This window comes from Rhodococcus sp. 06-462-5, from assembly GCF_002258315.1.
GTDB lineage: Bacteria > Actinomycetota > Actinomycetes > Mycobacteriales > Mycobacteriaceae > Rhodococcoides.
Genome location: NZ_NOYD01000050.1, coordinates 385,032 through 400,884, shown reverse-complemented (window position 1 = coordinate 400,884; position 15,853 = coordinate 385,032). Strand labels below are relative to the sequence as shown.

The following is a 15,853-nucleotide window of genomic DNA, read 5'->3' as shown; positions in this document are numbered from 1 at the left end:
GTCGTGGAACGCGTGGTCGACCTCGTCGAGGTCTCGTCCTTCATGCTGTCGGCCTCCTGCTGGTGTCCTGGATCCGGTCTGCGGGGTAGATCTGCGCGGACTGGAGTTGATGGTGTCGACTCGTGTGGCGTGTGGTTTCTGACACGAATCTAGCGTGTATCAGCTGTTGAATCAAACATCTGTTCGACTCGTGTCGCGTTTTCTACAGACTTTGTCGGAGGCTCGTGATAGAACTTCGAACAAGCGTCCATCGAACGCCTGATCGAACAATCGATCCAACGAGCAAAGACGAGGTTCCGATGACCATCATCACCGATCGCCCCACCGCCACCGGTGTCCGTGCCCGATCCACTGTCGTCGAGCGTCGTCGCCGGGCGCGTCCGGTATTGCACGGCCTCGCCACACAACCGGGCCCGTGCCTGCCCGTCCTCGACCCGTCGTGGACCGACGTCACCGATCGCGAGGAGGCCGATCGGGAGTTCGACGCGACCTCGGCGCACTTCGCGAGCCAGCCGGTTCGGATGCGCTCTATCGTGCTGACGGTGTTGGCGGTCCTGGTAATGGCAGGCGGGCTGATCGGCATCGCGAACCTGCGGGCCGTTGCCCCCGATGCCGGCGGACAACCGGCGGGTGTGGTCGAGGTGCACGACGGAGCTGTCGTCGAGTACATGCCCGGCAGATGACCACCGGCCCCATCGGGTTCGAGAAGACTGAGTATCCTCGACGGACTGCCCCGATGTGCGTGCTCGTCGTCGGAGCATCGGCTACGACGGAGGATCCCTCATGCATTGCCCGTTCTGCAGGCATCCCGACTCGCGCGTGGTCGACTCGCGTGAGATGGACGAGGGGCAGGCAATCCGGCGGCGTCGCTCCTGCCCGGAGTGCGGTCGCCGATTCACCACCGTCGAGGCCGCAGTGCTGGCCGTCGTGAAACGCAGTGGCGTCACCGAACCGTTCAGCCGAGAGAAGGTCGTCAAGGGAGTCCGACGCGCCTGCCAGGGCAGAGACGTCGACAACGACGCGTTGAATCTCTTGGCTCAGCAGGTCGAGGACGCCATCCGCGCGGCAGGATCCGCGGAGATCCCCAGCAACGAAGTGGGGTTGGCCATTCTCGGTCCACTCCGCGATCTGGACGAGGTGGCGTACTTGCGCTTCGCTTCCGTCTACCGCTCGTTCAGCTCCGCCGAGGACTTCGAGAAAGAAATCCACGAACTGCGCAAGCACCGCGAGTCCGCGGACATCGACTGACAGTCGCGCCCGTCAGCGACTCTGGTCCGAGATCGCCTTCTCGATGCGCTTCTCCGACACCGGGTACGCCGTGCGAATGCCCTGCGCGAACAGTCCGACGCGCAACTCCTCGATCATCCAGAACAGTTCCTGAACCCCGGAACTGTTCTTTCTGCTCTCCGGCAGCGAATCCAACAGTCGCCCGTACGACGCGTACACCCGATCGAGTACGTCCATCGCCGCCGCGTCCCGGCCCGCACTGCTCGGCAGCGTCGCCAAGCGCTTGGTCGCCGCGGCGAGGTAGCGCGGCAGGTCTGCGAGTCTCCGAGAACCGAATTCGGTGACGAACCCTCGAAAGATCAAGCCGTCGAGCTGTTCCCGAACATCCTCGGCCGGCTCCCCGGAGGACGATTGCAGTTGGGCCGACACGGCCATCGCAGCGGTCAGCACAGGGCGAACCAGGGCCAGCACCGCGGCGGTGCGCTGCGGAACCTCCGCGTTGACGAGTGCCCTCAGCTTCTCGAACGCATCCGGATCCCGGACCGGTCCTCCGTGCGCATCCATGGCCTCTTCCACCGCAAGTACTCGGCATTCCTCGAGTAGTGCATCGACTCCACCGTACGGATTCTGGCCCAGTGCAAGACGTTCCGCGGTCGGTAGGCCGGCCAACAAGGCCTTGGTGCCCTTCGGGGCCGTCGACAGAAGCAGAGTTCTGGTTCCCGAGCGCATTGCTGCGCGGGCCTCGGCGGGGGTGCTGAGGACCCGCACCGCGACGCCGGGTCCCTCGGGAACCAGTGCCGGGTAGCCGGTGACCTTCTGCCCACCCACATCACGGGTGACGGTCGATTCCAACCGTCCCAGCGTGCCGGAGGTCCAGGCCAGAGACGGCGCGCGCTCCGCGTCGCCGGCCGCGCTGGCCACCTGACGGCCGACCTCTCGTGACAGGCTCGTCCGAAGAGCGGTCAGATCCTTGTTGCTGCCCAACACCTTTCCGGACGGGTCGACGGCCGCGAACGTCATCCTCAGGTGTTCCGGCAGTGCTGCAACATCGAAGTCCTTCGCCGTGATGTGGCACTGTGCAGCTCGAGACAGCTCACGTGCCAAGGCCGTCACCAGAGTTTCCGCGCGCGGCTTCATGACCGCCAACGCCGCGGCCGCGAAGTCGGGAGCCGGAACGACGTTGCGGCGGAGTGCCTTCGGCAGTGTCTTGATCAACGCGGTCACCAGCTCACCGCGCATCCCCGGAACCAGCCAGTCGAAGCCCACCGGTTGTACCTGAGCGAGCAGCGCGATCGGAATACGAGCGGTGACTCCGTCGGCGGCGGTGCCCGGCTCGAACTGATAGGTCAGTGGGAACTGGATCTCGCCCTGTCGCCATGCGTCGGGATACGCCCCGGTCAGTACCGAGGCCGCGTCGGAGTTGACGACGGTGTCGGTGGTGAAGTCGAGTAGGTGCGGGTCCTGTCTGCGGGCCTTCTTCCACCAGGTGTCGAAGTGCCTCGCCGACACCGCGTCCGGGGCGATGCGCGCGTCGTAGAAGTCGAAGAGAGCGTCGTCGTCGACCACGATGTCTCGTCGCCGAGCGCGATGTTCGAGTTCACCCACGTCGTCGAGCAGAGCCCGGTTCTTGTGGAAGAACGCGTGCTGGGTCTTCCATTCACCCTCCACCAGCGCATGTCTGATGAACAGCTCTCGGGATGCCTCGGCGTCGATGCGGTGATAGTTCACCGGACGTTGCGTCACCAACGGAATGCCGTACAGCGTCACCCGTTCGTAGGCCATCGCCGATTCCCGCTTGATGGACCAGTGCGGTTCCGAATACGTCCGCTTGACCAAATGTGGTGCCAACCGCTCGGCCCACTCCGGCTCGATGCGAGCAGCCATCCGGCCCCACAGGCGTCCGGTCTCGACCAGTTCGGCGGCCATGACCCAACGCGGGGGCTTCTTGAACAGACCCGAGCCGGGGAAGATCGCGAAGTGAGCCCCGCGCGCGCCGAGGAACTCGCGCTTGTCGCCCTCCCTGAGCCCGACGTGCGAGAGCAGTCCGGACAGCAGCGACTGATGCAGGGCGGTCTCGGTGGAGTCGGCGTCGGGCACCGTCCACCCGAGTCCACGGGTGATCTGACGCAGCTGACCGTGCAGATCCTGCCATTCGCGAATACGTAGGTAGTGCAGGAACTCGGTTCGGCACATGCGTCGGAACTGGTTGGAGGACAACTCGTTCCGCTGTTCTCGCAGATAGGTCCACAGCTTGACGTACGCGAGGAAGTCGGAGTTCTCCACCGCGAAACGCGCGTGCTTCTCGTCCGCCGCCTGCTGATGCTCGGCGGGACGCTCCCGAACGTCCTGGATCGACAGGGCGGCCACGACCACCAAGGCGTCACGAAGAGAGCCGTTGCCGTTGGCCTCGACGAGCATTCGCGCCATCCGAGGATCGACCGGAAGCGCCGAGAGTTCCCGGCCGATGGGGGTCAGCTCCGCAGTGCCGTCCTTGGTGGCAGGCTTCAGTGCCCCGAGCTCCTCTAGCAGTCCGATTCCGTCTCGGATGCTGCGAGGGTCGGGCGGTTCGACGAACGGGAACGCGTCGATCTTGCCCAGCCCCAGTGCGGTCATCTGCAGGATCACCGACGCCAGGTTGGTACGCAGAATCTCCGGCTCGGTGAACTGCGGACGCGACTCGAAATCCTCCTCCGAGTACAGCCGGATGCAGATGCCGTCGGCGACGCGACCACAGCGGCCGGCCCGCTGCCGCGCCGATGCCTGGGAGATCGGCTCGATGGGAAGGCGTTGAACCTTGGTACGCAACGAGTATCGCGAGATTCGGGCCGTGCCCGGGTCCACCACGTAGCGGATTCCGGGGACCGTCAGTGATGTTTCCGCAACGTTCGTCGAGAGCACCACACGCCTGCCCGAGTGCGGGGAGAACACTCGATGTTGTTCGGCTGCAGAGAGTCTCGCATAGAGTGGAACGATCTCGGTGTTGCGCAGATTTCGATCGTTCAAGGCGTCGGCGGTGTCGCGAATCTCACGTTCGCCGGACAGGAACACCAGAATGTCACCGTCGCCCTCGGCCATCAGCTCGTCGACGGCCTGGCAGGTCGCGTCGACGGGGTCGAGATCGATCGTGGTCTCCCCGGCGTCGACGGTCAGTGGCCGATAACGCATTTCGACCGGGAACGTGCGGCCGGAGACCTCGATGATCGGCGCGGCCACGCCGTCCCGCGCGAAGTGCTGCGCGAACCGCTCGGGATCGATCGTCGCCGAGGTGATGACGATCTTCAGGTCGGGTCTGCGGGGGAGGAGCTGCGCGAGATAGCCCAGGATGAAATCGATGTTGAGGCTGCGCTCGTGGGCCTCGTCGATGATGAGGGTGTCGTACTGGCGGAGCAGTCTGTCTCGCTGGATCTCCGCCAGCAGGATGCCGTCGGTCATCAGCTTGACGAGGGTCGAATCCGAGGACTGATCGGTGAATCTCACCTTGTAGCCGATGGATTCACCCAGTGGTTCGCCCACCTCCTCGGCGATGCGTTCGGCCACGGTGCGCGCGGCGAGCCGACGGGGCTGCGTGTGGCCGATCGAGCCCCGGATCCCGCGTCCCAGTTCGAGGCAGATCTTGGGGATCTGAGTGGTCTTGCCGGAGCCGGTCTCGCCTGCGACGATCACCACCTGGTGCTCGGCGATCGCCGCGGCGATGTCGTCCTTGCGAAGACTGACCGGAAGTGACTCGGGAAATTCGAGGGTGGGGACCGCAGCCCGGCGGTTGGCGACCACGACTTCGGCGCGGGTGATGTCGCGGTCGAGAGCGGCGAATGCGTCGTCGGTGCGGGCCTTGTCCAGGCGCCGCCGCAGCCGGTACTCGTCGCGGATGGTGACCTGGGCCAGACGTGTGGCGAGAGCGCGACGCTGAACGGACGGATTCGAGGTAGACATACTCCAACCAGGATATCGGTTTCGGCAGTGCCACCGAATGCAGGCCGTGACTGTGCCAGGATCGCCACATGAGCATCTCGCAGGATGTGATTGTCCCTGCGCGAACTCCCGTGCCGACCAGGGTGTTGCGCGTGCTGTTCGCGGCGCTCACCGCCTCGGCCCTGATCTCGATCGTCGTGGACGGTCTCGCCTCCCCGACGTTCTCGTTGGCCAACTACTTCAGCTACTTCACCGTCATGAGCAACGTGCTGACGGTGCTGGTGCTGCTGGTCGGGGGTGTGATCGATTTGCGGGCAGCGCACTGGCAGCTCATCCGCGGCGCCGTCACCCTGTACATGGTCATCACCGGAATCATCTACGCGGTGCTGCTCGCCGACATCGATGTGGGCGTGGCGGATCCGTGGACGAACAACGTGGTGCACCGCATCATGCCCGTCGTACTGCTGATCGACTGGATCCTCACACCACCGCGACGGCAGATCTCGGAATCGCGCAGCCTGACACGGCTGCTGTTTCCGCTTCTCTACGGGATCTACACCCTCGTGCGTGGGCCCGTTGTCGACTGGTACCCCTACCCGTTCCTCGACCCACGCGTCCAGGGCTACCTCGCGCTCGCCATCGGCCTGCTCGTTCTCACCGTCGCCTTCGCGTTGATGGCTCTCGCGGTGGGTGCACTCGGGCGGATCGCCGGACGGTGGAGGTACGGATCGGGCTCGGCCGAATCCACGTGACTACTGTGTACCGCATGTCTTCTGCCACCGGAACCACACACTCTTCCGCGCTCTGGCACGGGTTCGCCGACATGGGTGCCGTCACGGCCAGCGGCCCGTTCGTCGTCTCTCGCGGTGAAGGTGCCTACATCTACGACCACGCGGGTACCGAGTACCTCGACGCCACCGCGGGCCTGTGGTTCACCAACGTCGGCCACGGCCGTCGAGAGATCGCCGACGCCGTTGCGACGCAGTTGAGCTCGATCGCCCACTACTCGAACTTCGGTGACTTCGTACCCGAGACCACACTCGCGCTCGCCGATCGTCTCGCCGCGATCGCCCCGGTACCGGGCAGCAAGATCTTCTTCACCTCGGGCGGCTCGGACTCCATCGACACCGCCGCGAAACTCGCCCGGCGCTACTGGGTCGAAATGGGTCGACCGAGCAAGAAACTGATCGTCGGCCGGCAGAAGGCCTACCACGGCATGCACGTCGCGGGGACAGCACTCGCCGGCATTCCGGTCAACAAGGAGCACTACGGCGAGCTCATGTCCGACGCCCGAACGGTGGCGTGGGACGACGCGAAGTCGCTGCTGGCCCTGATCGAGGAAGTCGGTGCCGAGAACGTGGCCGCATTCTTCTGCGAGCCCGTCATCGGTGCAGGCGGAATCTACCTCCCGCCGGAGGGATACCTGCGCGAGGTGCGCCAGATCTGCCGCGACAACGACGTGCTGTTCGTCGCCGACGAGGTCGTCACCGGATTCGGCCGTATCGGGGGCAGTTGGTTCGCCTCCACTCGATTCGAGCTCGAACCCGACCTGATGACGACCGCCAAGGGCCTGACATCCGGATACGTACCGATGGGTGCTGTGTTCATCGCCCCGACGATCGCCGAGCCGTTCTTCGCGGGCGGCGTGTGGTGGCGGCACGGATACACCTACGGTGGCCATGCCGGAGCGGCCGCGGCAGCAATGGCCAACCTCGACATCATCGAGCGCGAGGAACTGCTGTCACACTCGAAGCGCATCGAGGCGGCGTTGCATACCCACCTCGCGCCACTGGCCGCACACGAGCGGGTCTCGGAGATCCGCAGCGGAATCGGTGCGGTCGCCGCCGTGCAGCTCGCCGACCCCGCCGAGGCACTGCCCTTCGTCAAAACGCTTCGAGCGCACGGCGTATCGAGCCGAGCGGCCGGTCAGGGTGCGATGCAGATCTCGCCTGCATTCGTCATGACGAACGCCGAGATCGAAGAGCTGGCCGCGCGAATCCTCAGCGCGCTCGGCTGAACCGGAGCCGGCTCCGCAGCTGCTGTCCGCGCGAGAGCGGGGCAGCAGCTGCCGGCTGCGGCTCGTCGGAGACGGCGGCGAAACGCCGGTGCAGCTGATCACGAACTTCCTCGGGCGCATACGCACGACGCTTGCGTTCGGATCGGACCACCAACGCCCCGGTCGCCGCGACACCGACCATCCCGGCGAGACCGAGGGCCTTCCACACGTTCATCCGGCCACCGTACGTCACGAGATCTAGGGTGTGGACCATGAATCCGTCGCGAATCAGCCTCGACACCGCAGTCGAGGCCACCAGAACGGGCGACATCTGGATCTTCCGCGGACAGTCGAACGCCGATCGCGCTATCCAGGCACTGACCAACAGTCCCGTCAATCACGTCGGAATGGCCGTCGTGATCGACGACCTGCCGCCGCTGATGTGGCACGCCGAACTGGGAAAGTCGTTGCAGGACATGTGGAGCGGAAACTTCCAGCGCGGTGTGCAGCTGCACGATCTGCGTGCGGCCGTCACCCAATGGGCCACGAAGTACGAACAGCGTTGTTGGCTGCGGCAATTGGACGGATACCCGGGTCGTTCCGCAGGCTCCACTCCGTCCGTGACGACAGCGCAGGAGGACGCTCTGCTACGCACGATCGCCCGCATGGACGGAACAGCGTTTCCGACCACTGCTGCGCTCGCCGGTCGGTGGTTCCGGGGCCGAGTCCCCGCACTGCGTCGCAACCGGCGCGAGGGAGCGGCCCTCGAAACCGCCTACTGCGCCGAGGTGGTCGCCACGACCTACGACGCGATGGGTCTGCTCACCGGCAACAGGAAGGCCAACTGGTTCGACCCCGGAAAGTTCTGGAGCGGCGATCGACTGCCACTCGCCGACGGTGTTCGTCTCGGCGAGGAAATCGAAGTGGACGTGCCTGTCACACCCTGATGGACGCGTCCGCCGCGGTGCGTCCGCCCAGTTCCACCCAGCCGTCGTCGATGGTGGTGTGCAACCGAGATCCGGCTCCCTGCACGATGTTCAGGCTCCGGCCGAGTTCGCCGGTCAGCCGGACGGCGGCAGCACCGGTCGCCTCGTCCTCGGCGATACCCATCATCGGTGCGAACATGCGCGAGCGCAGTGCGCCGTGCTCCTCGTCGGTCCAGGCCCAGACGTAGTGGTGCCCACTGTCGTACGCACTCGGATCGGCTGCCGCCACCTCGGCGGCGTCGTCGACCCGATGGAAGGTGAACTGCGGAGTCCAGTCGGCGCGGGCGCGAACCCAGGTGTGCTCCCCGTCGTAGCGGATGTTCAACGGTGCGGCAGGGACGGTGAGCACATCGACGGGGTGTCCCTGCTCGCGGAGCCACCACGAAAGTCCGACCGTGGGATGTCCGGCGAAAGGTAGCTCCACGGCGGGGGTGTAGATGGTGGCCGAGGCCGTACCGGACTCGGTGCGATCGACGAACACCGTCTCGCTGAAGCCGAGCTCGGTGGCGAACTGCTGCCTGTCCGCCTCGTCGACGTCGTCCGCGGCCACGATGCCGAGGGGGTTGCCGAACCTGCCCTCGGCATCGGTGAACACTCGGACGACGGAGACGTCGGTAGCCATGCCCGGACGCTACCAAAAGCCGAACGAGGGACCCGCTACTGCGGATCCCTCGTTGGGTGAACAGTTCGAAACGAAGCTCAGACGGCGGCACCGTCGAGGATTCGGCCTGCTTCGATCGCCTGTGCGACACCCGCGACGATCGACGCGGCGCGGATGGCCTCGAAGATCTTCTCGCGGTCGACGCCCTCGGCGCGCAGGGTCTTCTCGTGTGCTTCCAGGCAATGGTTGCACCCGTTGACGGCCGACACCGCGAGCGACCACAGCTCGAAGTCGGCCTTGTCCACCCCGGGGTTGCCGATGATGTTCATGCGCAGGCCGGCGCGCAGATCGTCGTACTTGCCGTCCAGGTATCCCTTGGTTCGGTAGAAGACGTTGTTCATGCCCATGATCGACGCGGCACCGAGCGCCGCGTTGTACGCCTCTGCCGACAGCGAATCGGCGGCGTCCTCGGCGATCTCCTTCAACGTCGTCGCGGACTTCGATGCTGCGGCCACCGACAACAGGGTGCCCCACAACTGCTGCTCGCTGAGCACCGTGGAACGGGCGATGGAACCGAGGTTGAGCTTGAGGTCCTTGGCGTACTCGGGGACTGCGTTCTTGAGGTTGTCGATCGTCATGTCAGACGCTCGCCGTCAGCAGTTCGCCTGCGTCGATGGTGGGATCACCCTTCTTCCAGTTGCAGGCGCACAGCTCGTCGGACTGCAGTGCATCGAGGACTCGCAGGACCTCGTCCACGTTGCGGCCGACCGAGCCTGCCGTGACCGACACGAACTGGATCTCGTTGTTGGGGTCGACGATGAACGTGGCGCGGTCGGCAACGCCGTCGGCGTTGAGAACGCCGGTGGCAGCGGCCAATTCGCGCTTGAGGTCCGACAGCATGGGGAAGGGAAGCGTCTTGAGCTCGTCGTGCTGTGCCCGCCACTGGAAGTGGACGAACTCGTTGTCGACCGACGCACCGAGGACCTGTGCGTCGCGGTCCTCGAACTCCTCGTTCAACTTGCCGAACGCGGCGATCTCGGTGGGGCACACGAACGTGAAGTCCTTGGGCCAGAAGAAGACGATGCGCCACTTGCCTGCGTGGTCGTCACTGGTGACGGTGGTGAAGTAGTCGTCGGGCTGCTGAGCGTTCACCTTGGACAGGTCTCCGCCGATGACGGCGGTCAGGTTGTATGACGGGAACTGGTCGCCAATTGTCAACAGTGCCATGTGGTCTCCTCGTGTCGAATGATCGCGTCGGTTCCGTGTGTGGGCGGTTCGGGTCGATGGCGTGAATGCAGCCGTACGAGCCCGGCCGACCGGTACGAGTGTGCCAAAAATGATGTCGAAGGTAAACGTGATGAGTGGCACTACACTCATAGGCGTGACCGATCGAAGCTATCAGCCGACCCTGTCGCATCTGCGAGCCTTCGTAGCGATCGCGCGACATCGCCACTTCGGTTCTGCCGCAGCGCAACTGAGTATCACCCAGCCTTCGCTGTCGCAGGCTCTGGCTGCGCTCGAGCAGGGGCTGGGAGTGCAGCTGATCGAGCGCAGCACCCGCAGGGTGTTGCTGACGTCGGCCGGCAGTCAGTTGCTCGGTCGGGCAACCGCGGCACTGGACGCCGTGGACGGATTAGTCGCTACCGCAGCAGGATTGGACGGCCGGATGACCGGCAGCCTGCGGCTCGGGATCATTCCCACGGTGGCGCCGTACGTGTTGCCGACGGTGCTTCCCGCCATGCGTGCCGAGTTTCCGGAGCTCGTGCCCCGAATCGTCGAGGATCACACCGCGCGACTGCTCGACGCACTCCGGTCCGGTGCACTCGACGTCGCCGTGCTCGCGCTGCCCCTCGCCGATCCGGGTTTGATCGAAATATTCATGTACACCGAGGATTTCGTGCTCGCGCTCCCGCCCGAGCACTCCCTCGCGGGGCGTCGGGACCTGACGGTCGCCGAGCTTCGGGGCCTGCCTCTGCTCCTGCTCGACGAGGGGCACTGCCTGCGCGAGCAGACCCTCGACCTGTGCCGCTCGGTCGACATCGCGCCCGATGCGAGCGATACCAGGGCGACGTCGTTGACCACGGTGGTGCAGTGCGTCGCCGGCGGGCTGGGCCTGACGTTGCTGCCGCGTAGCGCCGTCGATGTCGAGGTCGCTCGTGCGGGCTTGTCCACCGCAGAGTTCGCGCACCCTGCTCCCGGCCGCACCATCGGTCTCGTACACCGATCCACGAGCGCGCGCTCGGCCGAATACAGTGCGCTGGCAGGTCTTCTCGCCACCGAGGTTCGCGCCGGCCACGAAGGTGGCCTCAGCCGGGAGTGATCACGATCTCGTCGAACACGATCTCGCCTGCCGCGTCGGACTCCGGCACATCGACGACGGCGTCGAGCGACCAGCCGTGGTCCCCGTCGGGGTCCTCCAACACCTGACGGACCGTCGTGGAGTCCGCACCGACGTTCAGGGTGAACAACGCGGGGCCGCGGGCCGACGGGCCGGTTCCGATCGAGCCGTACTCGGCGAAGAACGGTTCGAGTTCGGCCTCCCAGTCCGGACCGTCGTCGAGGTCGTCGAGGGTATTCCACTGTCGGCGCGCCGCCAGGTCGACGCGGCGGAAGATCGCGTTGCGCGCGAGGATGCGGAAGGCCCGCGGGTTGGCCGAGATCGGACGTGGCACGTCGGATCCGTACGCCTCCACGAGTGCTTCCGGCTCGGCACCGGGGTCGGTCAGGTTCTCCCACTCGTCGAGCAGGCTCGAATCCACCTGCCGGACGAGCTCGCCCAGCCACTCGGTGATGTCCTGTACCTCTTCGGTTCGAGACTCCGGCGGAACCGTCTGGCGCAGTGTGCGATAGGCGTCGGCGAGATACCGCAGGACGAGTCCCTCGGACCGCATCAGACCGTAGTGGCTGATCAATTCTGCGAACGTCATCGCGCGCTCGACCATGTCGCGGACCACGGACTTGGGGGAGAGGCCGACCTCGGAGAGCCACGGATGGGTGCCCCGATAGATCTCGAATGCCGGAACGAGCAGTTCTGCAAGAGGTTTCGGCCACGTGACCTCTTCGAGCAGCTCCATTCTCTCGTCGTACTCGATGCCGTCGGCCTTCATCTGCGATACCGCTTCGCCGCGCGCGGCGTGTTGCTGGGCCATCAGGATCTGACGCGGATCGTCGAGGGTCGATTCGATGATCGAGACCACATCGAGGGCATGGGTAGGCGATTCGGCGTCGAGCAGATCGAAGGACGCGACCGCGAACGTCGACAGCGGCTGATTGAGCGCGAAGTCCGGTTGCAGGTCCACCGTCAGTCGAGCGTGTCGACCGTCGGCGTCCGGTTCGTCGAGTTGCTCGACGATGCCTGCATCGACGAGACCGCGGTAGAGCGAGAGTGCCCGCAGGATGTGCTTGCGCTGAGCGGGCCGGGTCTCGTGATTGTCCTCGAGGAGGTGGCGCATGGCATGGAAGCAATTGCCCGGCCGGGCAATGACATTGAGCAGCATGGCGTTGCTCACCGAGAACCGGGACGTGAGCGGCTCCGGACTTGCGGCAATGATTCGCTCGAACGTCGGCTCGCCCCACGAGACGAAACCGTCGGGTGCCTTCTTGCGCTGCACGCGCTTGAGCTTCTTCGGATCGTCGCCTGCCTTGGCCACCAGACGCGCGTTCTCGATGTCGTGTTCGGGGGCCTCGACCACGACGGTGCCGAGGGTGTCGTAGCCGGCCCGACCCGCGCGGCCCGCGATCTGATGGAACTCGCGGGCCCGAAGCTTGCGGGTGCGAACACCGTCGTACTTGGTCAGTCCGGTGAACAACACCGTACGAATGGGGACGTTGATGCCCACCCCCAACGTGTCCGTTCCACAGATCACCTTGAGCAGGCCGTCCTGCGCCAACTTCTCGACCAACCGTCGATACTTGGGAAGCATGCCGGCGTGGTGCACCCCGATGCCGTGCCGGACCAGCCTCGACAGGGTCTTCCCGAAACCGGTGGTGAAGCGGAAGGCGCCGATGGCCTCGGCTATCTCGGCCTTCTCCTGTTTGGACGCGACATTGACGCTCGTCAGCGCCTGGGCTCGTTCGAGCGCCGCGGCCTGCGTGAAATGCACGACGTACACCGGCGCGAGATGCGTTTCCACCAGCTCTTCGATGGTCTCGCTGATCGGCGTGGTGACGTACGAGAACATCAACGGAACCGGACGTTCGGTGCCCGAGACGACGGTGGTCGTGCGTCCGGTGCGTCGGGTCAGATCGTCCCGGAAGAACGAGACGTCGCCCAGGGTCGCGGACATCAACAGGAACTGCGCGTGCGGCAGCTCGATCAACGGCACCTGCCAGGCCCACCCTCGATCGGGCTCGGAGTAGTAGTGGAACTCGTCCATGATCACCTGGCCGATGTCGGAGCCGCCGCCCTGACGCAGGGCGAGGTTCGCGACGATCTCGGCAGTGGCGCAGATGATCGGGGCACCGGAATTGACCGACGCGTCGCCGGTCATCATGCCGACGTTCTGGGCGCCGAAGATCTCGCACAGGGCGAAGAACTTCTCGCTGACGAGTGCCTTGATCGGCGCGGTGTAGAAGCTGCGAATGCCTGCGGCCATCGCGGCGTAATGGGCTCCGATGGCCACCATCGACTTACCCGATCCGGTCGGCGTCGCAAGGATGACGTTGGAGCCGGAGACCAGCTCGATGAGAGCTTCCTCCTGCGCGGGATACAGGGTAAGACCGCGATCGGCAGTCCAGGTGGTGAACGTGTCGAACAGGACGTCCGGGTCCACGCCGTCGGACCGATCGGCGGCGGTATCGGGAATCAGTTCGGTGAGAAGCACTTCTACAGGCTATGTGGGATCGTCGGCCGGACCCGCATCGACACCGCGCCCGGTAGAGGTGAGTCGAATCGTCAGGTGGCGCTGCGTTCGTCCGAACCCATGGCTCCGAGCACCGCGAGGCGGGTGCTCGCGCTACCGGTGATCATGTCCTCGCCGACACCGGTGATGAGCAGATTCCGCCACCGCACCTCGTCGAACGTCAACGACGGTGTGGAATCGATGAAATCCTCCACGACCTGCAGGAAGCGCATCGGATCGTCCCGGAACGGGAAGTGTCCGGAATTCTCGAACACCTCGAGCGTCGAACCGGGCATGGCCGAGTGAGCGAGGCGCGCATGACTGACCGGAATCACCGAGTCCTGATCACCCCAGACGAGCAGCACCGGCAGATTCTCGGTGAGGTAACACCGGTCCAGCATCGTGACCACCTGGCCGCGCCAGTCCACGACGGCGCGAAGAGTCCGCAGATACGCCTCGTACGTCGTCGGGGCCGGGAGCTCGCTCAGCACTCGGATCAGATCCGGAGTGTCGTGCAGAAGCGACCCGGGTCGCAGGGGAGAGCTGTGCAGTTTGCTCAGCAGACCGCCCGCCAACTTCACCGCGGGGATCGCGCCGGGCAGGCGGAGCAGTTTGACCGCCTCGCTGAGAAACGGCATGGACGCCAGACGAAGAATGGGATGCACGTCCTTGGTGACGCCACCGGAGGAGACCAGAGCCAATCTGTCGACCATGCCCGGGAACTGGTAGGCGAACTGCATGGCGACGCCGCCGCCCAACGAGTGCCCGACGACGGTCACGTGTTCGATGCCCAGCACCGAGAGCAGGTCACGCATGCCGTTGGCGTACGCGGCGACGGAGTAGTCGGCACGCGGTTTGTCCGAGCGACCGTGCCCGAGCAGATCCGGAGCGATGACGGTGTAGTTCTTCGCGAGGTGCGGGATGACCTCGTTCCACGTCTCGGAGTTGTCGCCGATCCCGTGGATCAACAGCAACACGGGGCCTTCACCGGCCATGCGGAACGCCCGCCGGTATCCGTGAATGGTCCGGAAGATCAGCCGTGGTTCTTCGTCGGGAACCGGGCGGAGCTTGCGACTGCGCGGATTGGTGCTCATCTGCGCCTCCTGAAATTCCCTGGTGCACCGCGCGCGGCGGTACAGAACGGCGACGCCGTGCACGAGTGTGTAGACGTACGTACCGGAGTACGTGTTGCTACGACTCTTGCACGAGATGACGCTCGGGGCAGAACATCGAGCGTATTTGCGGTTACAGGTATGTTTCGATCGGCCCGGGCTGTCCGATATGCCCGCCCGAGCGATCATCTTCTGTGACCGTTCACACTCTTACTGCTCGGTGGTGTCCTCACCCTCGTCGAGACCGGCCTGCTCGGCGAGGAAGCGCTCGAACTCGGCACCGAGCTCGTCACCGCTCGGCAGTGGCTCGTCACTGGCCAGCAGCGTCGACTGCTGTTCCTGCGCAGCAACGTAGGTGTCGTACTGACGCTCGAGTGCCTGCACCACCGACTGGACTTCTTCGTTTCCGGTGATGTGCTCGTTCACCTGCTCCCGAACCCGCGCCGCAGCTTCACCCAGTGCGGCCAGCGGTAGATCCAGCTCGGCGGCCTCGCTGACGTTCTCGAGCAGCGTTTCCGCTGCGCCGGGGTAGTCCGTCTGGGCGAGGTAGTGCGGGACGTGCACCGAGAAGCCCATCGACTCGTGACCGTGCTGCGCCATCCGAAGCTCGAGCAGGGACGAGGCGCTGCCGGGCACCTGCAGGTCACCCGCCCAGCTGTTGCCCTCCTTGACCAGCTCCTTGTCGCTGGCGTGGGCCGTCACACCGAGTGGCCGAGTGTGCGGAATGGCCATCGGGATCGAGCCGAGACCGATGGTCCGGCGGACGCCGAGCTGTTCGGCGAGCAGGCGCACAGCGGTGGTGAACTTCTCCCACCGCAGATCCGGTTCCATACCGGCCAGCAACAGGAACGGTGTGCCGGTTCGATCCTTGACGGCATAGAGGTTCAGTTCGGGAGCGTCGTAATCCGAGAAATGATCGGACTTGAACGTCATCGTCGGCCGACGCGACCGGTAGTCGATCAACTCGTCGACGTCGAACGACGCGACCAGCTCCGATTCCAGGCTCTCGCGCAGATGAGTCGTCGCCAACTTCACCGCATGACCTGCGTCGGAGAACCCCTCGAGGCCGTGCACGAGGACGGGTCCGACGCCGTCGTCGGAGAAGATCTGCGGTGCCGGAAACTCCAGCTCGTACATCTTCGACTGTTCGGTCATGGCCGGGCCCCTTTCGGATCGACTCG

Annotated in this window: 14 protein-coding genes; 6 read left to right on the top strand and 8 right to left on the bottom strand. The window is 65.3% G+C overall.

The window, feature by feature from the left end:
• The first annotated feature begins 299 nt into the window (after nucleotides 1-299).
• Together CH251_RS23515 and nrdR are read left to right on the top strand one after the other, a co-directional pair.
• Nucleotides 300-683 carry a hypothetical protein gene (locus CH251_RS23515; RefSeq protein ID WP_094615281.1) on the top strand — a complete coding sequence of 128 codons (384 nt, stop codon included), beginning with the start codon at nucleotides 300-302 and terminating at the stop codon, nucleotides 681-683.
• A gap of 100 nt (nucleotides 684-783) precedes the next feature.
• Nucleotides 784-1,248 carry a transcriptional regulator NrdR gene (gene nrdR / locus CH251_RS23510; protein ID WP_008716872.1) on the top strand — a complete coding sequence of 155 codons (465 nt, stop codon included), beginning with the start codon at nucleotides 784-786 and terminating at the stop codon, nucleotides 1,246-1,248.
• A gap of 12 nt (nucleotides 1,249-1,260) precedes the next feature.
• On the opposite strand, the gene hrpA is transcribed toward nrdR, so the two are convergent.
• Nucleotides 1,261-5,157 (bottom strand): ATP-dependent RNA helicase HrpA, encoded by a 3,897-nt coding sequence (hrpA, locus tag CH251_RS23505; RefSeq protein ID WP_094615280.1) that lies wholly within the window; start codon nucleotides 5,155-5,157, stop codon nucleotides 1,261-1,263.
• Nucleotides 5,158-5,225: 68 nt separating this feature from the next.
• On the opposite strand from hrpA, the gene CH251_RS23500 reads away from it, so the two are divergent.
• Both CH251_RS23500 and CH251_RS23495 read left to right on the top strand, forming a co-directional pair.
• A complete protein-coding gene (locus CH251_RS23500; protein WP_094615279.1) occupies nucleotides 5,226-5,888 on the top strand; it encodes a Pr6Pr family membrane protein in 663 nt (220 codons plus the stop codon).
• A 14-nt stretch (nucleotides 5,889-5,902) separates the two neighbouring features.
• Complete coding sequence (locus CH251_RS23495) at nucleotides 5,903-7,153, top strand: aspartate aminotransferase family protein (protein WP_094615278.1); 1,251 nt, start codon at nucleotides 5,903-5,905, stop codon at nucleotides 7,151-7,153.
• Here the strand turns inward: CH251_RS23495 and CH251_RS23490 are convergent.
• On the bottom strand, nucleotides 7,137-7,367 hold the full coding sequence (locus CH251_RS23490; RefSeq protein ID WP_094615356.1) for a hypothetical protein: 231 nt from the start codon (nucleotides 7,365-7,367) through the stop codon (nucleotides 7,137-7,139). The genes CH251_RS23495 and CH251_RS23490 overlap by 17 nt on opposite strands.
• A 37-nt stretch (nucleotides 7,368-7,404) precedes the next feature.
• Here CH251_RS23490 and CH251_RS23485 point away from each other — a divergent pair, with 37 nt between their 5' ends.
• Complete coding sequence (locus CH251_RS23485; protein WP_094615277.1) at nucleotides 7,405-8,079, top strand: hypothetical protein; 675 nt, start codon at nucleotides 7,405-7,407, stop codon at nucleotides 8,077-8,079.
• Here CH251_RS23485 and CH251_RS23480 read toward each other — a convergent pair.
• From CH251_RS23480 to CH251_RS23470, 3 genes are all read right to left on the bottom strand, one after another.
• The gene (locus tag CH251_RS23480; protein WP_094615276.1) at nucleotides 8,069-8,740 is read right to left on the bottom strand and encodes a PhzF family phenazine biosynthesis protein; all 672 of its coding nucleotides are present in this window, start codon (nucleotides 8,738-8,740) and stop codon (nucleotides 8,069-8,071) included. The genes CH251_RS23485 and CH251_RS23480 overlap by 11 nt on opposite strands.
• A gap of 77 nt (nucleotides 8,741-8,817) precedes the next feature.
• The gene (locus tag CH251_RS23475; protein WP_037189489.1) at nucleotides 8,818-9,357 is read right to left on the bottom strand and encodes a carboxymuconolactone decarboxylase family protein; all 540 of its coding nucleotides are present in this window, start codon (nucleotides 9,355-9,357) and stop codon (nucleotides 8,818-8,820) included.
• Nucleotide 9,358: 1 nt separating this feature from the next.
• On the bottom strand, nucleotides 9,359-9,946 hold the full coding sequence (locus CH251_RS23470; RefSeq protein ID WP_032397906.1) for a peroxiredoxin: 588 nt from the start codon (nucleotides 9,944-9,946) through the stop codon (nucleotides 9,359-9,361).
• A 154-nt stretch (nucleotides 9,947-10,100) separates the two neighbouring features.
• Between CH251_RS23470 and CH251_RS23465 the strand changes: the two genes are divergently transcribed.
• Nucleotides 10,101-11,039 carry a hydrogen peroxide-inducible genes activator gene (locus CH251_RS23465; protein ID WP_094615275.1) on the top strand — a complete coding sequence of 313 codons (939 nt, stop codon included), beginning with the start codon at nucleotides 10,101-10,103 and terminating at the stop codon, nucleotides 11,037-11,039.
• On the opposite strand, the gene CH251_RS23460 is transcribed toward CH251_RS23465, so the two are convergent.
• The 3 genes from CH251_RS23460 to CH251_RS23450 form a co-directional block, all read right to left on the bottom strand.
• A complete protein-coding gene (locus tag CH251_RS23460) occupies nucleotides 11,026-13,542 on the bottom strand; it encodes an RNA helicase (RefSeq protein ID WP_094615274.1) in 2,517 nt (838 codons plus the stop codon). The two genes, CH251_RS23465 and CH251_RS23460, sit on opposite strands and share 14 nt — an antisense overlap.
• A 71-nt stretch (nucleotides 13,543-13,613) precedes the next feature.
• Nucleotides 13,614-14,654 carry an alpha/beta fold hydrolase gene (locus tag CH251_RS23455; RefSeq protein ID WP_094615355.1) on the bottom strand — a complete coding sequence of 347 codons (1,041 nt, stop codon included), beginning with the start codon at nucleotides 14,652-14,654 and terminating at the stop codon, nucleotides 13,614-13,616.
• Between the two features lie 228 nt (nucleotides 14,655-14,882).
• Entirely contained in the window at nucleotides 14,883-15,827 is a 945-nt protein-coding gene (locus CH251_RS23450; RefSeq protein ID WP_094615273.1) for a proteasome assembly chaperone family protein, read from the bottom strand.
• Nucleotides 15,828-15,853: the final 26 nt, after the last annotated feature.

What these genes read in the sequence shown, in the direction of transcription:
- CH251_RS23450 (WP_094615273.1), bottom strand. Translation starts at nt 15,827, where the DNA reads ATGACCGAACAGTCGAAGATGTACGAGCTGGAGTTTCCGGCACCGCAG.
- CH251_RS23495 (WP_094615278.1), top strand. Translation starts at nt 5,903, where the DNA reads ATGTCTTCTGCCACCGGAACCACACACTCTTCCGCGCTCTGGCACGGG.
- CH251_RS23490 (WP_094615356.1), bottom strand. Translation starts at nt 7,367, where the DNA reads ATGAACGTGTGGAAGGCCCTCGGTCTCGCCGGGATGGTCGGTGTCGCG.
- CH251_RS23455 (WP_094615355.1), bottom strand. Translation starts at nt 14,654, where the DNA reads ATGAGCACCAATCCGCGCAGTCGCAAGCTCCGCCCGGTTCCCGACGAA.
- CH251_RS23475 (WP_037189489.1), bottom strand. Translation starts at nt 9,357, where the DNA reads ATGACGATCGACAACCTCAAGAACGCAGTCCCCGAGTACGCCAAGGAC.
- hrpA (WP_094615280.1), bottom strand. Translation starts at nt 5,157, where the DNA reads ATGTCTACCTCGAATCCGTCCGTTCAGCGTCGCGCTCTCGCCACACGT.
- nrdR (WP_008716872.1), top strand. Translation starts at nt 784, where the DNA reads ATGCATTGCCCGTTCTGCAGGCATCCCGACTCGCGCGTGGTCGACTCG.
- CH251_RS23480 (WP_094615276.1), bottom strand. Translation starts at nt 8,740, where the DNA reads ATGGCTACCGACGTCTCCGTCGTCCGAGTGTTCACCGATGCCGAGGGC.
- CH251_RS23500 (WP_094615279.1), top strand. Translation starts at nt 5,226, where the DNA reads ATGAGCATCTCGCAGGATGTGATTGTCCCTGCGCGAACTCCCGTGCCG.
- CH251_RS23485 (WP_094615277.1), top strand. Translation starts at nt 7,405, where the DNA reads ATGAATCCGTCGCGAATCAGCCTCGACACCGCAGTCGAGGCCACCAGA.
- CH251_RS23470 (WP_032397906.1), bottom strand. Translation starts at nt 9,946, where the DNA reads ATGGCACTGTTGACAATTGGCGACCAGTTCCCGTCATACAACCTGACC.
- CH251_RS23515 (WP_094615281.1), top strand. Translation starts at nt 300, where the DNA reads ATGACCATCATCACCGATCGCCCCACCGCCACCGGTGTCCGTGCCCGA.